Here is a 17,761-nt window from a genome sequence, read left to right on the forward strand (position 1 = left end):
GCAGACCACATTCACACACAACGTTGGTTAAGATATCGACGTAGAAATGTCAGACAGGATTAAAGAATGAGAAGAGCTGTTATCACCGGACTTGGTATCGTATCAAGTATCGGAAACAATCAGGAAGAAGTGCTGGAATCGTTACGTACCGGCAAGTCGGGTATTAGCCGTTCAGAATCTTTTGCGGAAATGGGGCTGCGCTGCCAAGTGTGGGGAGCTGTTGATCTAGATCCCAAAGACCACATTGATCGTAAAGCATTGCGTTTTATGGGTGACTCTGCAGCTTATGCCTATATCGCGATGGCACAGGCTATTGAAGATTCAGGCTTGAGCGAAGAGCAGGTATCTCACCCGCGTACCGGTCTGGTCGTTGGTTCTGGTGGCGCTTCTGGCGAACACCAGGTTGCGGCAGCCGATATTTTACGTGAGCGTGGCGTAAAAAAAGTAGGGCCTTATATGGTACCTCGCTGCATGGCTTCAACTACTTCAGCTTGCCTGGCAACACCGTTTAAAATTAAGGGTGTGAATTACTCTATCAGTTCTGCTTGTGCAACTTCTGCCCACTGCATTGGTCACGCTCTTGAACTTATCCAGTTTGGTAAGCAGGACCGTGTTTTTGCTGGTGGTGGTGAAGAATTGCACTGGACGCTGGGAATGGAGTTTGACGCTATGGGCGCGTTAAGCACCAAGTATAACGACACGCCTGAGAAAGCGTCACGTACATACGATCAGGGTCGAGATGGTTTCGTACCTGCTGGTGGTGGCGGTATTCTGGTTATTGAAGAGCTGGAAGCAGCTAAAGCTCGTGGCGCTAAAATTTACGGTGAAATTGTCGGTTACGGCGCTACTTCTGATGGCTACGATATGGTTGCTCCGTCAGGCGAAGGTGCGGTTCGCTGTATGAATATGGCTATGGAAACGGTGGATACGCCAATCGACTATTTGAACACGCACGGTACCAGTACACCGGTTGGTGATGTTAAAGAGCTAGAGGCCATTCGTGAAGTTTTCCCTGAAAAAACACCAATGATCAGCGCGACTAAAGCAATGACTGGGCACGCTTTGGGTGCTGCCGGTGTTCATGAAGCAATTTATTCATTGCTGATGCTTAAGAATGGTTTTGTTACACCTTCAATTAATATTGAAGCGTTGGATGAAAAAGCCGATGGTATGAATATCATTCAGCAAACAACTGAGGCACCGTTGCGGACTGTTATGTCCAACAGCTTTGGTTTTGGTGGTACGAACGCATCGTTAGTGATGCGCCAATACTCTGAGTAATAGATTAAGTCGGTTACTGCGATGAAAATCGTTGCCGACCAGAATATTCCTGCACTGTCAGATGTATTGTCGGGTGCAGGAACACTTTCTTACTTCTCTGAGAGAATCCCCCCTGAAGAACTTCTGGCAGAAGCCGATGCATTGCTGGTGCGATCGGTTACCAACGTTGATGAAAGCCTGCTGCGCAAAGCCCCTAAACTGAAATTTGTTGCCTCGGCGACCATTGGCACTGAGCATATTAATATTAATGCACTCACCGAACGAGGCATTGGCTTCGCGCACGCGCCCGGCGCTAACGCGCAGTCCGTTGGTGAATATGTCCTTTGCGCGGTTCTGAATTGGTTAAACGATCAGTCTTTGTCGTCTTTTGATGAAATTGATGTTGCTATTGTTGGCGCCGGACACACAGGAAAAGCGGCTGGGAAAAGGCTGGAAGCTTTAGGGCTTAATGTTCACTACTACGATCCGCCATTGTGTAAAAAAGGCGTTAAGTTTGTACATGACCACTGGCAGCGAGTACTGACCGCCGATATCATCTCTTGCCATGTACCCTTAACCTTTGAGGGTGAGTTTCCAACACGGCATTTGTTTGAAAATACGGCATTACAATCACTTCACGCGCAGCAACTATTGATTAATGCCAGCCGGGGAGCCGTGGTTGATAACCAAGCGTTACTGAATCGAGTGGAACAGGGAGAACGGCCTTCATTAGTCTTAGATGTTTGGGAAAACGAGCCTGAAGTCTTGAGGGAGTTAGTGCTTTACATTGATATTGCCACGCCGCATATTGCCGGACACAGTCTGGAAGGCAAAGTGGGCGGTGCCGTGATGATAGCAAACGCCTTGCTGAAACATTTCGGATATGAAGCCAATAAAACGTTATTCGAAGTTTTACCGCCGGTTGAATGGCCAGAATGCAAAGCCGAAGAACTCAATAAATTTGAAACGCTTTGTGCGTGGGTAAAAGAACACTTCGACCTGAGTCACGATGACAGTATGTTCCGGAAGCATGGCCTCACATCAAATGGTTTTGATCGTCTGCGTCGTAATTATCGCAAAGAAAGGCCGCGCAGAGAGTTCATTAATCAGGTGGTTACATGCCATAATAGCGAGCAATACATCCAGTTTTTACAGTTGGGCTTTAACGCTCGGCAATTGCCTAAGTAAGGAGTTAGCATGTCACATGGGTTTCGCGTTGCGGTATTAGGTGCAACAGGTTTAGTGGGTCAGCAGATGATCGAAATTTTAGCTGAACGAAAATTCCCGGTGGCAGAGCTTTTTCCTTTAGCTAGCGCTCGTTCGGCTGGCGCGACCGTTGACTTTAACGGTGAAGAAATCGAAGTGTTAGACGCTACCGAGTTTGACTGGTCTAACGCCGATATCGCATTTTTCTCTGCGGGAGGCTCTATTTCTCGTGAGTTTGCACCGAAAGCCGCTGAGGCAGGTTGCGTTGTTATCGATAATACTTCGGAGTTTCGCTACGAACCAGATATTCCTCTAGTGGTGCCGGAAGTTAACGCTTGGGCTTTAGCCGATTTCAGGAATCGTAATATCATTGCAAACCCGAACTGCTCGACTATTCAGATGATGGTGGCACTGAAGCCAATTCACGACGCGGTGGGTATTGAACGTATTAACGTCAGCACTTATCAGTCGGTGTCGGGAGCTGGTAAAGAAGCGATGGAAGAGCTCGCCAAACAGACGGCGGAGTTGTTGAATGGAAAGCAGCCTACGGTTGAGAATTTCAGTCGACAAATTGCTTTCAACTGCATTCCTCAAATAGACGTTTTTCAGGAGAATGACTACACCAAAGAAGAAATGAAAATGGTGTGGGAAACGCAAAAGATATTTAATGATCCCAGTATTCGAGTCAATCCTACTGCTGTCAGAGTGCCGGTATTTTTTGGTCATGCAGAAGCCATCCACATTGAAACACGCCAGCCAATTACAGCAGAGCATGCGAAACAGCTGTTAAGTGAAGCTCCGGGTGTTACTTTAATGGAACAGCGTGAAGAGTTTCCAACGCAAGTGGGTAATGCGGCCGGTAACGATGACGTTTTTGTCGGAAGAGTAAGAGAAGATATCAGTCACCCTAATGGTCTTAACTTGTGGGTCGTGTCTGATAATATTCGCAAAGGTGCAGCAACGAACAGTATACAAATCGCTGAAACTTTAATTCGTGATTACTGGTAATTTAAGCCGCTGTATGTCATAAAGTTTTCAGGACTGACGCCGTTAAAGATAAGAGCAAAGTGCAGGCAGAGACGAAGGAATGAGAAAAACGATAAGAGTGCAGGTACTGAGATATTTTTCGCTGGCAGCCCTAGTGTTGTCCGGCAGCATGACAGTCGCTGCGGCAAGTTGGCAGGACGGTGTCGTTATAAAAGGCGAAAAGGGCTCAGAAGCAACCGATGTGCGCATTGGGCAGGAGCGTTACGGCCCAATTAGCAGTAATGACACTCTGTGGGATATTGCCCGTCGTTATAAGCCACATTCCAGCGTGACTCAATACCAAACGATGGTTGCCATTGTTCAGGCAAACGACCAAGCGTTCGTTGATGGCAACATGAACCGCATGCTTGATGGTTTCTATCTACGCATTCCTTCTCTGCAAGAAATTCAAATGGTTAACCCTGAGGCTGCTCGACGCCAGGTCGTGGTTGATGGTCAGCTGAAAACCAAATCTCAAGAACTTTCACAAGCACAAGAGAGCACGGAAAGAACCCGGGCTGAGCAGCAACAGTTGCTGGAAGAAGCCCGAGCAAAAGCTGAACAGACAATTGAAGAAGTAGAGCAGCGCCAGGAGCAGAACTTTAAAGAGCTGCGCTCCGACATTCAGCAGTCTATGCAGGCTGTTGAACGTATGTATGGAGAGAATCAATCTTTACAAGAGCGAATTGATGCGTTAGCTGAACGTCTGGATGAACTTGCCGCCAGTGCGAGTAAAACTGATGAGCTGGAAGTTCAGTTTCAACAGGTATTAGCTCAGCAAAGGCAACTTCTTGAACAACAAGCCAGAGAAGAAGTTGAGCAGGACTCTGGTATTGCAGACTGGTTGCAAAGTCCGGTGAATATGTTGCTGGTGTCGGTTTTACCGGCGCTGCTGATTATTGGGCTGATTGTTTTCTTGTTTTTACGTCGTTCAGCAAAGTCAAAAGAAGAAGATGAGGAAGAGGAAAGCAAGAATAAAGAGCTAACCGAAGAGGAAGCTGCGGCAGAGCTTGATAAAGAATTACTTGGAGATGTACCGAAAGATAGCACGGACGGCCTGTTTGATATTGACGGGGAAGAAAGTACCGATGATGACGGCGATGACCTGAGCGCACTCGAAGCGGAATTGACGGGTCATTCAGAAGAAGATGAAAGTGACTTTAGCGTGCGGCTTGACGACGGTGATGATAATGATAAACAGCCGGAAACACCTTCTAAGGAAAGTTCAGATGATGATTTGGACGATGATGACGAAGCCGTGTTACCGGATGACGAAGCCGTGTTACCGGATGAGGAAGCCGATGAATCGGGTGAGTTATCTCAGGATGAGTTAGATCGATTATTTGGTGAAGCTGATGACGATGATGAGCAAGCCATTGACCTGTCTGTCGATGAGGCACAGGAAGACTCTCAGGAAGCTCCAGAGGAGAAAGCGGAAGAGCCGCAAGCAGATACTGATAAATCTGATGTCACAGATGGCGATGATATTGACGACATACTGTCAGATAACGCACCGGATGAAGAAACTCAGGTTGATGAGACGGTAACGGAAGAACCTTCGGAACAAGCTGATGAAGAAAGTAACGATTTGTTGCCGGATGATTTTGACGACAGCGAAGTGGATGATGTGCTTGCCGAATTAGGGTTGTCTGAAGCCGAAGATGAACCGACAGCCGAAGAAAGCGCGGATGAACAGCCAGCAGCTGAACCTGAGAAAGAAGAAAAGGCAGCACAGACTTCTGATCAGCAGGAAGAAGCTGAAGAAGATGATTTGGAACAGTTGCTTCAGGAATCTGATGAACTGACCCAGTCATTGGACGAGCTGGATGAGCTGGAGGAAGAAGTTCCGGAAGATGACGCGGAGCTTGAGCAAGCTGAAGATGAAGCTGATAAGGATTTAGAGTCACTATTTGGCGGTGCAGCAGAAGCTGACGAAAAAGACGATGAGCAGGAAGACGCTGACTCTTTTAGTGCCAAAGAAGATGAAGACTTTGTCGATATCGATTCATTAATGGCAGAGGCTGATGAAGAGGATGAAGATAATGATCGTTACCAGTCTTCTGCGGTGAAAGATGTTTTACCTGACGATGAATCTGGTGACGCCGAAGGTGCTCCCGAGGACGATGATCCGGCTGGTCAGTTGGATTTAGCCCGAGCCTATATTGAGATGGGCGAAGAAGATGAAGCGCGAGAAATTCTTCAGCAATTAGCAGAAGGTGATGATGAGGCGCTGGCAAAAGAAGCCAAGACGCTGCAACAAAAATTAAATTCGTAGGATAAAGCAGTATGCGAATGGCCTTATGCCTTGAATATGACGGTAGTCGTTATTACGGCTGGCAACGTCAACGTGAAGTGATAAGTGTTCAGCAATGTCTTGAGCAGGCTTTAAGCAAAATTGCGGACGCTCCCATAGCGGTCACCTGCGCAGGCAGGACCGATGCAGGAGTTCATGCTACCGCACAAATCGTTCATTTCGATGTTCCTATACCACGGCACGGTCCGGCCTGGACCTTGGGTGCTAACAGTAATTTACCGGCGGGTATTGCAGTACGTTGGGCTCAGGAGGTCGATAGTGAGTTCAGTGCGCGCTTTAGTGCAACCTCAAGACGCTATCGTTACATTATTGCCAATACACGATTTCGTCCGGGCATTCACTCGGCCGGAGTGAGCCATTATCATCAGCCTCTCGATGAAAAAGTCATGCAACAAGCAACGCCAGCGCTTATAGGCGAACATGATTTTAGTGCATTTCGTGCCTCTCATTGTCAATCACATACTCCGTTTCGTAAAATTTCTAATTTAACGGTAGAACGACGTGGCGATTACATTGTCATCGATATTACCGCGAATGCGTTTTTGCACCACATGGTTAGGAATATTGTCGGAAGCCTTATTGTCATTGGTCAGCACCTGCAGCCTCCTACGTGGCTTGGGGAGTTGTTACGGGACGGCGATAGGACAAAAGCGGCCGCGACGGCGAAACCGGATGGGCTTTATCTGGTAGCCGTAACTTATCCTGAGCACTATAATATACCGAGTGTACCTCCGGGGCCGCTGTGGCTAGGCGACTAAGAGTCACTGTTATGACCTCTTTGCTTGACCCATTTGTGGTACCATGTAAGCTACATCACATTGACTAATAGCAGCTTTTAGGCGGAATAGTATGAGCTGGATAGAAAGAATTCTTGCGAAGCCAAAAATTAACAAGCGGCGTGGCGTTCCAGAAGGTGTCTGGAGTAAGTGCACGGCCTGTGACAATATTATCTATAAGGCTGATTTAGAGCGTAGTCTAAATGTCTGTCCTAAATGCGATCACCATATGCGGGTCACCGGACGCAGTCGCTTGGATATTTTCCTGGATAAAGAAAACCGTGAAGAGATCGGCACCGATCTGGAACCGAAAGATGTTTTACGCTTTAAAGACTCGAAAAAATATAAAGACCGTATTGCTGCGGCACAAAAGAGTACCGGTGAAAATGACGCGTTAATTGCTGAAAAGGGGACTGTAAAGGGTGTTCCTTTAGTCGCTGTAGCTTTTGACTTTAACTTTATGGGCGGGTCCATGGCCTCGGTCGTAGGGGCTAAATTTGTGCAGGCCGCTGAAGTCTGCCTTAAACATCGTATTCCGTTGGTGTGCTTTTCAGCATCAGGCGGTGCTCGTATGCAGGAAGCGTTAATGTCGTTAATGCAAATGGCGAAGACATCCGCTGCGTTGGCACGAATGAGTGAGGAAGGGTTGCCTTTCATCTCGGTATTAACCGATCCTACCATGGGCGGTGTTTCAGCGAGTTTGGCGATGCTGGGTGATATTCATATCGCTGAGCCTAAAGCGTTAATTGGTTTTGCCGGCCCTCGGGTAATTGAGCAAACGGTACGCCAGACTCTGCCTGAAGGATTTCAACGAGCCGAATTTTTGCTTGAACATGGTGCTATTGACATGATTGTTGACCGCCGTAATATGCGCGATACCGTCGCCCGTTTGTTAGCGAAAATGCAAAACCTGCCCTCCACTGAAACTGCGGAAATAAGTGTAAGCGAATAATGACGGGCATACAGACATCAGCTCCTGCTGCGGCAGCGCCGTTGCAGGATTGGCTGATCTACCTCGAAACCATTCATTCCAAAAACATTGATATGGGCCTGGAGCGAGTTTCAGAGGTTGGGGCTAAGGCTGGAGTGTTAGAGCCGGCTCAATTGGTTATCACTGTGAGTGGAACCAACGGTAAAGGTTCGACCGTGTGCTATCTGGAAACGATTCTTCGTGCAGCGGGCTACACTACCGGGGTTTATACTTCTCCGCACATTACAGAATACCGTGAGCGAGTTCGTATTAATGCTCAGGAACTAACCGACGCTGAACATGTTGAGGCTTTTACTGCCATTGAAGTTGCGCGTAAACAAACGTCTTTAACCTATTTTGAGTTCGGCACATTAGCTGCGCTATGGTTAATCAATAAAGCGCGTCCAGATGTTGCTATTTTGGAAGTTGGCCTTGGTGGGCGTCTGGATGCCGTTAACTGTGTCGATGCTGATGTCGCTGTAGTGACCAGCATTGGTATTGATCACATTGCATTTCTTGGTAATGACCGCGAACAAATTGGGCGTGAGAAGGCGGGGATTGGCAGAGCCGGCAAGCCACTCATTTGTGGTGAAAAAAAACCCACGGGCAGTATTGAAGAAAGTGCCGAGCGTATAGGCGCTAAACTTTGGCAAGTGGGTCGCGATTTTCATGCGAATGAACAGGGAACGAGTTGGAGTTACCGTAGTCAGCATACCCAACTCAACGACTTACCACTGCCTAAACTGCCTCTTATTAATGCATCAACAGCCATAGCTGCCATTGAACAACTGCCCTTACCTGTTACTTTGTCCGCTATCCGAGAAGGAATAGCACGAGCAACGTTGCCGGGAAGAATGCAGTCTTATTTTTACCGCGAGTGTGAAGTGTTACTTGATGTGGCGCATAATCCTCAAGCTGCTGCTTATGCGAATCAATATGTCCGTAAGTTCTATCCGGAGCATAAGATATTTGCCGTCGTTGGTATGCTGAGCGATAAAGATCATGCGGGAGTGGCTAAGGCTTTGATATCACAAGTGACGAATTGGTACTTAGGCTCGTTGTCTGAGCCTCGTGGTGAAACAGCCGAACAACTTGGTGTCAGTGCGAAACTCCCGAAGGAGTCTTATGAGGTGTTTGAATCTGTCGAGCTGGCATTTACCGAAGCATTGAGAGCCGCACAGCAATGGCAAACGAATAACGGTAAGGCTCTGGTTTTCGGCTTCGGCTCGTTTTACACTGTAGCGAGAATTAACGCACACCTTAAAGGAGCTTGAGCTTTGTCCAGTCCTCTGCAAAATCGCCTCGTTGGCACATTAATACTTGTAGCGTTAGCCGTAATCATTATTCCTGATGTATTGGACGGAGAAAAGAAAGGGCCCGTTGAACCAATGGAAACAATTCCATTGAAACCGACTGTAGAGGAAGAGCTGAAGAAACCTCAAACCTTATCAGATACAACCGTAGCAGAGCCTGTAACCGTTAAAGAAGAACAATCCGCAATAGAAAAAACCGCCGACTCTGCAGCACCTGTTAATGACGATAACGATATCCAGGCTCCGCCGCGGCAACCCTCAGAGTATGCCGTTGATGGTAAAGCCTGGGTCATTCAATTAGGTGCTTTTAGTCAGGAAGACAGCGTCAAACAATTAATCTCTCAATTACAGGCAAAAGGTTTTGCTGCGTATTCACAAAAAGCTTCCGGCAGTTCATTGATACGAGTATTAGTGGGGCCGGATACATCTAAAGCGGAACTTGAGAAACAATTAGCTCCGTTAAAAGAACTAACGGGACTTGAGGGCAAAGTCATTACTTATCGGCCGTGAGTTTTGCAATATATGCGAAAAGAAAATCACATTGTGGCTCACATTCTGTTAAAATCCACCGCGTCTTTTGCGCAGCAATTGTGAGTTATTATGCTCTGGATTGACTATGCCATTATAATTGTTATCGGCCTTTCTACGCTGATCAGTCTGGTTAGGGGCTTTGTTAAAGAAGCTGTGTCCTTGGCCGTCTGGATTTCAGCATTTTTTATTGCCAGCCAGTTCTATCAAGATCTTGCGGTATATTTTACTCAGATCGGTGATCCCCTGGTCAGAAATGCCGCAGCTATAGCCGCATTATTTGTAGCGACGCTGATTCTTGGCGCAATTATCAACTACATTCTTTCTCAGTTAGTGCATCACACCGGCTTATCCGGCACCGATCGCGTTCTTGGCCTGGTGTTTGGCGCATTGCGCGGTGTACTGATTGTCAGTGCCTTATTATTCTTTATTGATTCCTTTACGACTTTATCGTCCAGCGAATGGTGGCAGGAATCTCTATTAATCCCTCACTTCGGTGTATTTATTCAGTGGTTTTTCAGTTATCTGGAAAACAGCTCCAGTTTTTTAGTCCCTCAACCTGTATAGAAAGGTGAAAAGACATGTGTGGTATTGTTGGTATTGTTGGTAAGCAGCCTGTTAACCAAGCGCTTTATGATGGGTTAACCATGCTTCAACATCGTGGCCAGGACGCCGCTGGTATTATGACAGTCGATGAGCATTGTACTTTGCGTTTAAGAAAAGCCAATGGCTTGGTGCGTGATGTGTTCCATACACGCCACATGCACCGGTTGTCAGGTAATGTTGGTATTGGTCATGTGCGTTATCCAACTGCTGGCAGCTCAAGTTCAGCGGAAGCGCAGCCATTCTATGTTAACTCGCCTTTCGGTATTGCGATGGCGCATAACGGCAACTTGACCAATGCAGTCGATGTTCAGGAGCACTTGTTTCAAACTGCTCGCCGGCATATCAATACCACATCAGACTCAGAAATTTTGTTGAATGTATTTGCCAATGAATTAGATAAAAATAAAAGCTTAACACTAAGTGAAGAAGATGTGTTTCGCACTATGACCGCCGTTCATCGTCAGGTTCGTGGCGCTTATGCGGTAGTCGCTATGATTCTTGGTCATGGTCTGGTTGCTTTTCGAGATCCATGGGGGATTCGTCCTTTAGCGTTAGGTAAACGTGATACTGAAGATGGCGAAGAGTACATTGTTGCGTCCGAAAGTGTTGCTATTGACGGCACCGGATTTAAATACCTGCGTGATGTTGAACCTGGAGAGGCAATATACATAACCAACGATGGTAAGCTGTATTCGCGTCAGTGTTCAGATAAACCGATGCATTGCCCTTGTATTTTCGAATACGTTTACTTTGCGCGTCCCGATTCATTTATTGACGGCATTTCGGTTTATGCGTCGCGAGTCAATATGGGACAGAAGTTGGGGGCGAAAATCAAACGGGATTACGCCGATCTCGATATTGATGTGGTTATTCCTATTCCTGAAACCAGTTGTGATATTGCACTAGAGATAGCCAATGTGTTGGATCTTCCGTACCGTCAGGGGTTCGTAAAAAACCGTTATATCGGGCGTACCTTTATTATGCCGGGGCAGACTCAGCGACGGAAATCAGTCCGTCGTAAGCTTAACGCGATTAGTGCGGAATTCCGCGGTAAGAATGTTTTACTCGTTGATGACTCCATTGTTCGGGGAACAACGTCAGAACAAATCATTGAAATGGCCCGTGAAGCGGGTGCTAAGAAAGTGTATTTCGCTTCTGCTGCGCCAGAAATTCGTTTTCCTAATGTCTATGGTATTGATATGCCAAGTGCCAATGAACTTATCGGTCACGGACGCGAGGCAATAGAAATTCAGGATATGATTAAAGCGGATGGGCTCATTTATCAGGAACTTGATGACTTAATTGACGCTGTCGGTGCAGAAAATCGTTCGATAAAACGTTTTGAAACCTCGGTGTTTAGTGGTGAGTACGTAACGGGCGATGTGAGTCAGGAATATCTGGATCGTCTGCATGCTGCCCGTAACGACGTTGCCAGGTCCGAGCGTGACGGCTCTGAAGACGCCAACCTCGAACTGCACAACGATAACGATTAATTCCTTCTGAAGCAGAAGACTGAGCGGCCTACGCTCAGTCTTGTTGGAACGGGTATACCGAACCCAGTTTCATAATTTGTGTTAGTTCATCCAGTGCTGAACGTGATTCTTCAAGTAGCGCAGGGTCACGTAAGTCGTCAACAGCGAGCTCATCACGGTAGTGTTTTTCTACCCACTGATTCAAACGTTTAAACAGTTTGTCTGACATTAAACAGTTTTGGTTCGCACCGGCTATTTCTTCATCGTTCAAGGCAACCCGTAAACGCAAGCAGGCAGGCCCACCACCGTTTCGCATGCTCTGCTTCACATCAAAAAATTCAACCCGCTTAATGGGGCTGTCATTGCTTTGCGTCAACTGCTCAAGATAAGACCGGACATTATCGTTTTCCTGACATTCTGTGGGCGCAATAATGGTCATTTGACCATCGGGCGGTGTAATTAGCTGAGTGTTAAATAAATAGGTGCTTACAGCGTCTTGAATACTGACTTGATCGGTGGCTACTTTAATAAAATGTAAGGGATGTTCGCCGAATTTACTCTGAATTTCGGCTAATTTCGACTCGGCATCAGCAAAAGCTTGTTCATGATAGAACAAGACATTTTGGTTACCGACTGCAATGACATCATTGTGGAACACACCTTGATCAATAACGTCTGGATTCTGTTGAATATAGACGGTGTTCTCTTCACTCAGACCATGTAAACGAGCTATTGCCTGAGAGGCTTCCAGAGTTTGCCGGGCAGGGAAGCGTTGCGGTGCAGGTTTTGAACTGTCAAACGCATAACGACCAAACACAAACACCTCAATTCCGGCATGACCATATTCACGGCACAAGCGGGTGTGGTTCGCCGCGCCTTCATCACCAAAATGCTCGTTATCCGGTAAATGCGTATGATGCTCAAAATAACGGCTGTTGTTGAACATTGCCTGCAAAATACGGCCACTGGTGTTTGGCTCTAAAGAACGGTGGAATTTATTAGTCAGATTGGCTGGGGTAAAATGAACTTTGCCATTGGCGGTATCCGCACTAGGAGAGACAGTAGCAGCATTTGCTGTCCACATGCTGGAGGCTGAACAAACAGCCTGGAATATAGCCGGGGCTTCGGTTGCCGCCTGATACAACACTTCAGCATCTGTGCCGGAAAAACCTAAGCGACGCAAGGCAAAAATATCAGGGCGCTCCTGGGGAGCCAATACACCTTGTTTCATTCCCATGTCGTGCAACGCTTTCATTTTTTTCAGGCCTTGCAGGGCAGCATGTTTGGGGCTGGAAGAGGCTTTAGCGTTGGCTAAAGAGGCAACATTACCGAACGATAATCCAGCGTAATTATGAGTAGGGCCGACCAGACCGTCGTAGTTGACTTCGAAGTGTTGCATGCTCACTTTTCGATACTCCCTGCACGTTCTGTGCACCTGACAATAGAAACTAAAGTCCCATTATACTGTTTTAGAACGGGCTTGAAAGCCTTTATTTTTCTGGACTGTAAGGCTGATAGCCTATATCTGACTGTTTATTTAGCTTGTGCGAATTTTTATCAAATAACCGAGTTATGGTTGTTTCTGTAGCCGATAACCGATATACCTAAAAAAGGTCGCTAAAGAGCAATTGGACTTGTAATTGTTACTGTTAGCACGTATATACACGGTCATCTACAACAAGAGAACGATTATTCTATGGCAAAATCGCTCGTCATTGTCGAGTCTCCGGCAAAAGCCAAAACGATTAATAAATATTTAGGTAAGGACTTTGTCGTTAAGTCCAGTGTTGGTCATGTCCGTGATCTACCTACCCGAGCTACTGAGACAATAAAAAGCAAGCCGGCAGCGGAAGTACGTAAAATGGCTCCGGATGCAAAAGCAAAATATCAAAAAGAACGCGATTATAAGCGACTGATTGCCCGCATGGGCGTTGACCCGGAAAACGACTGGGAAGCGCATTACGAAGTCCTGCAGGGAAAGGAAAAAGTCGTTAAAGAGTTAAAGCAATTAGCAAAAAAGTCAGATGAAATTATTCTGGCAACGGATTTGGACCGTGAGGGTGAGGCAATTGCCTGGCACTTGCGGGAACTTATCGGAGGTGACGACTCACGTTATAAGCGAGTGGTGTTTAACGAAATTACTAAGAAAGCGATCCAGGAGGCTTTTGAGCATCCGGCGGAACTGAATACTGATCGAGTCAATGCGCAGCAAACTCGACGCTTTCTTGACCGCGTTGTGGGTTTTATGGTGTCGCCGCTGCTTTGGAAAAAAATTGCACGAGGATTATCAGCAGGTCGTGTCCAATCGGTTGCTGTGCGTCTTGTAGTTGAACGCGAGCGTGAGATTAAGGCCTTTGTTCCGGAAGAGTACTGGGATGTTCATGCCGAGCTGAATACGCCGGCTCATGAGTCTCTGCGTATGCAGGTGATGAAACAAGCGGGGAAAAACTTTCGTCCGACCAACAAAAATGAGACGGACGCTGCTGTCGCATCATTGAAAACAGCGGGTTATGAAATTACCGCCCGGGAAGATAAGCCGACATCAAGTAAGCCCAGCGCGCCCTTTATTACTTCGACTCTACAGCAGGCCGCCAGTACACGGCTTGGCTTTGGGGTTAAAAAGACCATGATGATGGCGCAGCGGCTTTATGAAGCGGGTTACATTACTTACATGCGTACCGACTCAACCAATTTGAGTTCCGAAGCTGTTGATGCGTGCCGCGAATTAATTACGAAGGACTTCGGTAAAAACTATTTGCCGGATGCGCCTGTCCGCTACGGTGCAAAAAGTAATGCACAAGAAGCGCACGAAGCGATACGCCCGTCAGACGTAAAGGTTAAATCTGAGTCACTGGCTTCGGTTGAACGTGATGCTCAACGTCTGTACGAACTTATTTGGCGTCAGTTTGTCGCTTGCCAAATGGTACCGGCTCGCTATGACAGCACAACCTTGACGGCTACCGCGGGTGAGTTTGAATTGAAAGCTCGTGGGCGCGTTATGCGTTTTGCTGGTTGGACTAAAGTTATGCCTCCAGCCAGTAGTAAAAAAGACGGTGATGCCACTTTACCTGACGTGAATAAAGGGGATTCGCTTGAGCTTGAGCAGTTGTATCCTGAGCAACACTTTACTAAGCCGCCGGCCCGCTATGGCGAAGCATCGCTGGTTAAAGAACTAGAAAAACGGGGTATTGGTCGGCCATCAACGTATGCGTCGATTATTTCAACGATTCAGGACCGCGGGTATGTCAGAGTTGAAAGCCGCCGTTTCTTTGCCGAAAAAATGGGTGAAATCGTTAATGACCGCTTAATTGAAAACTTCACCGAGCTGATGAATTACAATTTTACAGCGGAAATGGAGCAAGCTCTGGACGATATTGCAGCAGGGAAACGCGATTGGAAAGAGACGCTGGACAAGTTTTATGCTGACTTTAAAGAGCGACTGGAGAAAGCAGAACTGGAGCCATCGGCAGGTGGAATGCGTGAAAATAGTTTAGTTTTAACGGATATCGACTGTCCCGAGTGTGGCCGGAAAATGGGGATACGGACGGCTTCTACCGGCGTTTTCCTGGGTTGCTCCGGTTATAACTTACCGCCCAAAGAGCGTTGCACCAAGACTCTTAACCTGACTCCGGGTGAAGAGGCGATTGAGGTGACTGACGAAGAAGAGCGTGAAACCGAAGCTTTGCGGGCGAAGAAGCGATGTCCTAAATGCGGGACCGCTATGGACAGCTACCTTATTGATGAGAAGCGCAGACTGCATGTTTGTGGTAACAACCCAACATGCGACGGGCAACTCGTTGAAGAGGGGACATTCCGTATTAAAGGCTATGATGGACCAACGATCGAGTGCGATAAATGTGGCTCAGAAATGCAATTAAAGAATGGACGCTTTGGTAAGTACTTTGGTTGCACTAATAGCGAATGCAAAAATACCCGCAAGTTACTTCGTAGCGGAGAGCCTGCACCACCTAAAGAAGATCCGGTACCGTTGCCTGAACTTCCTTGTGAAGAGTCTGACGCTTATTTTGTGTTAAGAGACGGAGCTTCGGGTATCTTTCTTTCTGCTAATACATTCCCGAAATCGAGAGAAACCCGGGCTGTTACGGTAAAAGAGTTGGCACAGTTTAAGAAGCGTTTACCAGAGAAGTTTAAGTATCTGGCGGAAGCGCCACAGGAAGATGACGACGGTAATGATGCTATTGTTCGCTTCTCGCGAAAGAATAAAGAGCAATACGTGGTTACTGAAATCAAGAAAAAACAAACGGGCTGGAAAGCGTTTTATCGTAATGGTAAATGGCAAATAGAAGAGAAGTAGTTAAAGGCTTACGGCAAACCACTCATTTTGCCAATAGTTAACCTATAGAGATTGGACTAACATAGTGGCGTGTCTATTGAGGGACACGGCACACTGGACACGGAGGTCCTATGTTATTGCCTCGCTTGAGCATAACATTTCCCGCTGCTTTCTCGGCAGCGGGCTTTTCCTTTTTGAATACCCTTAAAGTTCCCCGAAGACAAGCAGGGCAAGCTAGTGTCGAGCTGCTGATTGTCTGGCCGGTTATCGTTGCCAGCGTAATGACCTTTGTTCAGGCTTTGATTATTTGGTGGGGGCAGCAAACTCTGACTGTTGCTAACCAATACGCAGTGAGATCCGGTAGTATTAATCATGGTAAAACTAGCGCAATGGTCAACACTGTGGTTGCGGGAATGGCTGGTTTAAAGCCACAACTAGATACTGATAACCCGGTGGCTGCGGCTGCGCAGTCTATCGCAAAGCAACGGCTTCATTTCGCGCAATTCGGACAACTACACGTTCTGTCGCCAACCGAGAACGATTTTCGTCAGTTTTCCGAATGGCGTTGGGATGATGAACAAGAAAGAGAAGTACGTGAGATTTCCGTTGATCATTATCAGGCCAGAGCCGCTGAGAATGAAACTGAGCAATGGCATCAGGCACGTATATTAGTCATTGAAACGTATTGGTGTTTACCGCTGGAGATACCGATTGCAGGTGAATTTTTAGCGGCAACGCAACGTTTATTGTCTGGATCGAAAGCTGCAACCTACTGTGCGGGGCGCAGTCTTGTGTACGATCGACCCTTATGGGCCTTATCGAATACCGCTCAACATGTCATGTTAAGCGGCTATCGGAATTCGTTTTAACGTATGTCGTGATAGTCAACACAGGCTTGCAGTGTGTTTTCGATCAATGATGCGACGGTCATTGGCCCCACTCCGCCGGGGACTGGTGTAATCCAGCCAGCTTTCTCAGCAGCTGTTGAAAACTCGACGTCTCCCGTTAAGCGGCCATCAGGAAGACGATTCATACCGACATCTATCACAATGGCTCCGGGTTTAACCCATTCACCCGGAATGAATTCCGCTTTACCAACGGCAACTACTAAGATATCTGCACGTTTTACATGTTCAGATAAATCTTTAGTAAAACGATGGCAAACGGTTGTTGTAGCTCCCGCTAAAAGAAGCTCAAGACTCATAGGGCGGCCAACAATGTTAGACGCTCCGACCACGACAGCATTCAATCCATGTAAATCTACCTGGGTGTGTTCCAGCAAGGTCATGATGCCTTTGGGAGTACAGGGACGCAAAGCCGGAATCCGCTGTGACAGGCGCCCAATATTGAAAGGATGAAAGCCATCAACGTCTTTATCCGGACGAATTTTTTCTAGTATCGGTATAGCGTCTAGCCCAGCGGGCAGGGGAAGTTGCACTAAAATACCATCGATGGATTCGTCGTCGTTTAATTTTTCAATAAGTTTTTCAAGGTCCTGCTGGGTCGTGGTCGCTGGCAAATCGTAGTCAAATGAGCGAAAGCCAACATCTTCGCAAGCCCTGCGCTTGTTGCCGACATAGACTTCGGAAGCGGCGTCGCTTCCGACCAGAACAACAGCTAAACCGGGGGCACGCAGTCCGGAATCAGTACGTACTTTTACTTGCTGTTTAACAGCTTGACGAACAGTGGCAGCAATGGATTTACCATCGATAATTTGAGCTGGCATAGTGGCGTTCCCAAAAATGAGAGAATTCAAGGTGATATATGATGGGTATTGTAACTTTTTTCCGCCTTGAATGTCACCGGTTGTTGGTTTAGTCGTCAGGTTGTTGCAAAAGTAGCCAGTCGATACCGATAACCGAAAAAAAGTTTGACGGGTCAGTCTTCAGCAGGTAATATTCGCCACCGTTGTCGGCCAGCAATAGATTTTTTAAAAGCTGCGTCTGACACGGCTTTCGGAGAAATTCGGCGATTAGCGCAGTTTGGTAGCGCACTT

Annotated in this window: 15 protein-coding genes; 12 read left to right on the forward strand and 3 right to left on the reverse strand. The window is 47.1% G+C overall.

The window, feature by feature from the left end:
• Positions 1 to 66: 66 nt before the first annotated feature.
• The 10 genes from fabB to purF all read left to right on the forward strand — a co-directional run bounded on the left by fabB (position 67) and on the right by purF (position 11,492).
• Positions 67 to 1,281, forward strand: coding sequence for a beta-ketoacyl-ACP synthase I (fabB, locus tag CWI78_RS10520; protein WP_126782755.1), 1,215 nt, complete (start codon positions 67 to 69; stop codon positions 1,279 to 1,281).
• A 21-nt stretch (positions 1,282 to 1,302) separates the two neighbouring features.
• Entirely contained in the window at positions 1,303 to 2,448 is a 1,146-nt protein-coding gene (locus tag CWI78_RS10525; RefSeq protein WP_126782756.1) for a 4-phosphoerythronate dehydrogenase, read from the forward strand.
• A 9-nt stretch (positions 2,449 to 2,457) separates the two neighbouring features.
• The gene (locus CWI78_RS10530) at positions 2,458 to 3,474 is read left to right on the forward strand and encodes an aspartate-semialdehyde dehydrogenase (protein WP_126782757.1); all 1,017 of its coding nucleotides are present in this window, start codon (positions 2,458 to 2,460) and stop codon (positions 3,472 to 3,474) included.
• A 79-nt stretch (positions 3,475 to 3,553) separates the two neighbouring features.
• Positions 3,554 to 5,767 carry a FimV/HubP family polar landmark protein gene (locus tag CWI78_RS10535; protein WP_126782758.1) on the forward strand — a complete coding sequence of 738 codons (2,214 nt, stop codon included), beginning with the start codon at positions 3,554 to 3,556 and terminating at the stop codon, positions 5,765 to 5,767.
• Between the two features lie 11 nt (positions 5,768 to 5,778).
• Positions 5,779 to 6,564 carry a tRNA pseudouridine(38-40) synthase TruA gene (truA, locus tag CWI78_RS10540; RefSeq protein WP_126782759.1) on the forward strand — a complete coding sequence of 262 codons (786 nt, stop codon included), beginning with the start codon at positions 5,779 to 5,781 and terminating at the stop codon, positions 6,562 to 6,564.
• A gap of 91 nt (positions 6,565 to 6,655) precedes the next feature.
• Complete coding sequence (gene accD, locus CWI78_RS10545; RefSeq protein WP_126782760.1) at positions 6,656 to 7,534, forward strand: acetyl-CoA carboxylase, carboxyltransferase subunit beta; 879 nt, start codon at positions 6,656 to 6,658, stop codon at positions 7,532 to 7,534.
• Entirely contained in the window at positions 7,534 to 8,826 is a 1,293-nt protein-coding gene (folC, locus tag CWI78_RS10550) for a bifunctional tetrahydrofolate synthase/dihydrofolate synthase (RefSeq protein WP_126782761.1), read from the forward strand. Before accD ends, folC begins: the two co-directional genes overlap by 1 nt.
• 3 nt (positions 8,827 to 8,829) lie before the next feature.
• Positions 8,830 to 9,375 carry an SPOR domain-containing protein gene (locus CWI78_RS10555; RefSeq protein WP_126782762.1) on the forward strand — a complete coding sequence of 182 codons (546 nt, stop codon included), beginning with the start codon at positions 8,830 to 8,832 and terminating at the stop codon, positions 9,373 to 9,375.
• 90 nt (positions 9,376 to 9,465) lie between these two features.
• Positions 9,466 to 9,960, forward strand: coding sequence for a CvpA family protein (locus CWI78_RS10560; protein WP_126782763.1), 495 nt, complete (start codon positions 9,466 to 9,468; stop codon positions 9,958 to 9,960).
• Positions 9,961 to 9,974: 14 nt separating this feature from the next.
• Positions 9,975 to 11,492 (forward strand): amidophosphoribosyltransferase, encoded by a 1,518-nt coding sequence (gene purF, locus CWI78_RS10565; protein ID WP_126782764.1) that lies wholly within the window; start codon positions 9,975 to 9,977, stop codon positions 11,490 to 11,492.
• A gap of 34 nt (positions 11,493 to 11,526) precedes the next feature.
• Here the strand turns inward: purF and astB are convergent, their stop codons facing one another.
• Positions 11,527 to 12,870: an N-succinylarginine dihydrolase gene (gene astB, locus CWI78_RS10570; RefSeq protein WP_126782777.1), complete on the reverse strand. Its 1,344-nt coding sequence runs from the start codon at positions 12,868 to 12,870 to the stop codon at positions 11,527 to 11,529.
• 297 nt (positions 12,871 to 13,167) lie between these two features.
• Here astB and topA point away from each other — a divergent pair, with 297 nt between their 5' ends.
• Together topA and CWI78_RS10580 are read left to right on the forward strand one after the other, a co-directional pair.
• On the forward strand, positions 13,168 to 15,786 hold the full coding sequence (topA, locus tag CWI78_RS10575) for a type I DNA topoisomerase (RefSeq protein WP_126782765.1): 2,619 nt from the start codon (positions 13,168 to 13,170) through the stop codon (positions 15,784 to 15,786).
• A 110-nt stretch (positions 15,787 to 15,896) separates the two neighbouring features.
• Entirely contained in the window at positions 15,897 to 16,634 is a 738-nt protein-coding gene (locus tag CWI78_RS10580) for a pilus assembly protein (protein WP_126782766.1), read from the forward strand.
• Here CWI78_RS10580 and folD read toward each other — a convergent pair.
• Together folD and CWI78_RS12895 are read right to left on the reverse strand one after the other, a co-directional pair.
• Positions 16,631 to 17,491 carry a bifunctional methylenetetrahydrofolate dehydrogenase/methenyltetrahydrofolate cyclohydrolase FolD gene (folD, locus tag CWI78_RS10585; RefSeq protein ID WP_126782767.1) on the reverse strand — a complete coding sequence of 287 codons (861 nt, stop codon included), beginning with the start codon at positions 17,489 to 17,491 and terminating at the stop codon, positions 16,631 to 16,633. The two genes, CWI78_RS10580 and folD, sit on opposite strands and share 4 nt — an antisense overlap.
• An 88-nt stretch (positions 17,492 to 17,579) precedes the next feature.
• The coding region (locus CWI78_RS12895; protein ID WP_157982706.1) for a hypothetical protein at positions 17,580 to 17,761 on the reverse strand (182 nt) is incomplete at its 5' end.

The sequence above is a fragment of the Idiomarina ramblicola genome (assembly GCF_003987255.1).
In the GTDB taxonomy this organism is placed as follows: Bacteria; Pseudomonadota; Gammaproteobacteria; order Enterobacterales; family Alteromonadaceae; genus Idiomarina; species Idiomarina ramblicola.

Excerpts from the sequence above, each read along its gene's own strand:
- fabB (WP_126782755.1), top strand. The coding sequence starts at position 67 with ATGAGAAGAGCTGTTATCACCGGACTTGGTATCGTATCAAGTATCGGA.
- CWI78_RS10525 (WP_126782756.1), top strand. The coding sequence starts at position 1,303 with ATGAAAATCGTTGCCGACCAGAATATTCCTGCACTGTCAGATGTATTG.
- CWI78_RS10530 (WP_126782757.1), top strand. The coding sequence starts at position 2,458 with ATGTCACATGGGTTTCGCGTTGCGGTATTAGGTGCAACAGGTTTAGTG.
- CWI78_RS10535 (WP_126782758.1), top strand. The coding sequence starts at position 3,554 with ATGAGAAAAACGATAAGAGTGCAGGTACTGAGATATTTTTCGCTGGCA.
- truA (WP_126782759.1), top strand. The coding sequence starts at position 5,779 with ATGCGAATGGCCTTATGCCTTGAATATGACGGTAGTCGTTATTACGGC.
- accD (WP_126782760.1), top strand. The coding sequence starts at position 6,656 with ATGAGCTGGATAGAAAGAATTCTTGCGAAGCCAAAAATTAACAAGCGG.
- folC (WP_126782761.1), top strand. The coding sequence starts at position 7,534 with ATGACGGGCATACAGACATCAGCTCCTGCTGCGGCAGCGCCGTTGCAG.
- CWI78_RS10560 (WP_126782763.1), top strand. The coding sequence starts at position 9,466 with ATGCTCTGGATTGACTATGCCATTATAATTGTTATCGGCCTTTCTACG.
- purF (WP_126782764.1), top strand. The coding sequence starts at position 9,975 with ATGTGTGGTATTGTTGGTATTGTTGGTAAGCAGCCTGTTAACCAAGCG.
- astB (WP_126782777.1), bottom strand. The coding sequence starts at position 12,870 with ATGCAACACTTCGAAGTCAACTACGACGGTCTGGTCGGCCCTACTCAT.
- topA (WP_126782765.1), top strand. The coding sequence starts at position 13,168 with ATGGCAAAATCGCTCGTCATTGTCGAGTCTCCGGCAAAAGCCAAAACG.
- CWI78_RS10580 (WP_126782766.1), top strand. The coding sequence starts at position 15,897 with ATGTTATTGCCTCGCTTGAGCATAACATTTCCCGCTGCTTTCTCGGCA.
- folD (WP_126782767.1), bottom strand. The coding sequence starts at position 17,491 with ATGCCAGCTCAAATTATCGATGGTAAATCCATTGCTGCCACTGTTCGT.